This is a genomic window from Streptomyces sp. LBL, from assembly GCF_029893585.1.
GTDB lineage: Bacteria > Actinomycetota > Actinomycetes > Streptomycetales > Streptomycetaceae > Streptomyces.
Map to the genome: position 1 here is coordinate 1 of NZ_JARXYX010000083.1, position 2,755 is coordinate 2,755.

Annotated in this window: 4 protein-coding genes; 2 read left to right on the forward strand and 2 right to left on the reverse strand. The window is 65.7% G+C overall.

Translation table 11 applies throughout. The annotated features are described in order from the left end of the window. Together M2271_RS42320 and M2271_RS42325 are read left to right on the forward strand one after the other, a co-directional pair. A partial coding sequence (locus tag M2271_RS42320; protein ID WP_280892799.1) for a transposase occupies positions 1-316 on the forward strand: 316 nt, incomplete at its 5' end. Positions 317-388: 72 nt separating this feature from the next. After that, entirely contained in the window at positions 389-1,351 is a 963-nt protein-coding gene (locus M2271_RS42325; protein WP_280892800.1) for a recombinase family protein, read from the forward strand. Here the strand turns inward: M2271_RS42325 and M2271_RS42330 are convergent. Together M2271_RS42330 and M2271_RS42335 are read right to left on the reverse strand one after the other, a co-directional pair. Continuing rightward, entirely contained in the window at positions 1,340-2,113 is a 774-nt protein-coding gene (locus M2271_RS42330; RefSeq protein WP_280892801.1) for a hypothetical protein, read from the reverse strand. The genes M2271_RS42325 and M2271_RS42330 overlap by 12 nt on opposite strands. Positions 2,114-2,118: 5 nt before the next feature. Next, entirely contained in the window at positions 2,119-2,646 is a 528-nt protein-coding gene (locus M2271_RS42335) for a hypothetical protein (protein WP_280892802.1), read from the reverse strand. Between the last annotated feature and the right edge of the window lie 109 nt (positions 2,647-2,755).

The window sequence follows — 2,755 nt, forward strand, 5'->3', positions numbered from 1 at the left end:
CCTCTACCCGCCCGAAGTCCGCATCGCGATCGTCTGCGACAACTTCTCCCCGCACCTGACCACCAAGAAATGCCAGCGGGTCGGCACCTGGGCGATGGCGAACAACGTCGAAATCGCCTACACCCCCACCAACAGCTCCTGGCTCAACCGCATCGAGGCCCAGTTCACCGCCCTGCGCTACTTCGCCCTCGACGGCACCGACCACGCCGACCACAAGCAACAGGGCAGCATGATTCGCCGCTACATCATCTGGCGAAACCACCATGCCGACGGCAAGCGCCTACGCACCGTCGTCGACAGGGCGAACGTTGCCTGATGCGGCACTAGGTCACAGTGCTGTGGTCCAGGGGCCGGTCACAGGGCGCATGAGACAAGAACGGACCACCGCATGCCACGGCTCTACGGTTTCGACGATCAGTCGCGTCAGCGGCTGCGTGATGACGAAGTGGACCCGCTGCGCCAGATGGTGAGTCGCGCGCTGGTTGACGCCTCCATGTCCAACCAGGGGATCGCTGTCTGGGCGAATGGTGCGGGCTACCGGGGCACGCTCGGCGGGGAGTGGAAGGACGCGTCGATCGGACGGCTCTTCCGCAACCCGGCGATCGCGGGGCTGCGCTACGAGGACGGGGAACTCGTCGACGCCGGCCACCCGGGCATCATCACCCGCGAGGAGTTCGAGGCCCTTCAGGCGCGCGAGCAGAGCCGCAAGACGGCCGATGCGGATCCGCCGTACGACTACCTGCTGACTGACGGGGCCTGCACCTGCGGCAAGTGCACCAAATGGCTACAGGGTGCTCGCTCTAACGCAGGCACCCCTGGTTATCGGTGTCGTCCCAAGGACAAGCAGGGGCGTGGTGGCTGCGGCGAAGTCCGGATCGACGCCGAGCTGCTGGAGAACCACGTCGGCGAGTATGTCGTGGCGGAACTCCTCAAGCCCGGCATCCGGGATCAGATCCTCGAGGCCCGGGCTGCCGTGCGCGAGCAGGTTAATCACCTCAACCGGGAGGTCGAGGACCTGGTGGCGCGGCGGACCGAAGCCGGTGCGCTCTACGGCCAGCGGCAGATCAGCAGCGACTCGTTCGTGGCCGCCGATCGTGAGATCACGACGACTCTGAAGTCGGCGCGTTCGCGGCTCCGTTACGCGGAGCAGATGGCCAACTTCTCGCTGGGCAACGCGAAAGATCTGGTGAGGTGGTGGAACACCGCACCGACCGCATCGAAGAAGGCCATCGCCATGTTGCTCTTGGAACGCGTCGAGGTGTTTCCCGCGAGCGCCCGCGGTGTCCGGACCGTCGAGCCGGGACGCGTCGTCCTCCACTGGCGCAAGCTGTCTACCCTGTCAGGTGGTTGAGAGAGCTGCCTTGCGTGAGGCGAGCCGCTTGCCGACCATGGCCATGGTCAGTCCGGTGATCAGTGAGATCACGGCGAGTCCGGCCAGGAGCGGTGAGACGACCTCCTCCTGCCGCAGCGGCCACGGGTGGCCCAGGTAGTGGGTCACCAGGTATGACCCCTTGCTGGCGGAGTAGGCCACGCCGAGAAGGGCGGCCGTCGCTGACATGCCGAGGCCGCGAGCCGACCAGGCGTGTCCGCTCCGCCGGGCAACGAGAGCCATCCCGGAGCACAGGAACGCGATCTCACCGCAGGTGATGGCCACATAGGCCAGGTAGACCATGAGGTAGACGGTGACGCCTGGCACCGTGGCGTATTCGGTCGTGAACTCCACGCTCTCGGCGGTGGTCTTGACGAACAGCGGCAGCATCGTCGCGAGGACGCACACTGCGAAGGCGACACGAGCGTACAGGCTGGCCTTCAATACGTCCTGGTTGTAGGACCAGTCCACGAGCATGAGCTGAAGACTGCCGCACCACAGGATGGCGCAGAAGTGGGCCCCGAGCTTGGCCGCGTTGTTCATGCCGGTCGCGGACTCGATGAAGTCCTCAATCGGCGGCACAGCGAGGATGACGCCCACGGTGCAGACGCCGAACGCTACGGCCCGGGTGAAGCGGGCTATTCGATATTCGTTTCGGGCGCGCTGGCGCCAGGCCTCGCGGGCGGAGAGTGCGGTGCCCGCTACGCCGAACAGAGCACATAAGCCGAAGACGACGCCGTCCATTTGCTTCAGGTTCCTTCCAGATCAGAGACGGCCCGCTCAGCTGCTTCGGTGAAGCTGAGTCGCCTCCGCCGGCCTGGCCTCGGTGGTTCGGCAGCAGGGTGAAGGGGCTCGGGTACTTCTGGGACGGTGAGATCGCTGTGTCCGTGGCGCAGACGGATCTCACGTGCAGCCTCCAGAAGATCGGCAGCTCCGGCCTCGCCCAGGTCATGGACAAGTCGAAGTGCCTCGCGGGCGTCTTGGTGCTTCTCGTAGACCGCTAGGGAGGTCAGGCCGTTGTAGCCGGGGAGTAGGTAAGCTACCGGAGAGTTCAACGCCCGTGCGAGACCGGCAAGTTGCGAGATCGTCGGGTTCGACTTGTCCCCGTTCAGGAGGTCGTTGACGACCTGATGAGTCATCGCCGGCTTGCCGCCAGGCGTCTGGGCGGTAGCGGCGGCGATGACGCGCGTACTCGGCGTCTTCCCGTCTGCTCCACGCTTCCTCTTGAGCAGCACGGCGAGCTTGCTGGCGAGAGGCGTGTCCGGGCCAAGCGGCATGGTGCTGGCTACTCCTCAGCCTCGATCCACCGCGTGAATGCTGATCATGGGTGTCGGGCGGGTTCCGGGTGTTTCTTCGGGGTGTGGGCAGCGGTGATTGCCGGGTGGC

Excerpts from the sequence above, each read along its gene's own strand:
- M2271_RS42325 (WP_280892800.1), top strand. The coding sequence starts at position 389 with ATGCCACGGCTCTACGGTTTCGACGATCAGTCGCGTCAGCGGCTGCGT.
- M2271_RS42330 (WP_280892801.1), bottom strand. The coding sequence starts at position 2,113 with ATGGACGGCGTCGTCTTCGGCTTATGTGCTCTGTTCGGCGTAGCGGGC.
- M2271_RS42335 (WP_280892802.1), bottom strand. The coding sequence starts at position 2,646 with ATGCCGCTTGGCCCGGACACGCCTCTCGCCAGCAAGCTCGCCGTGCTG.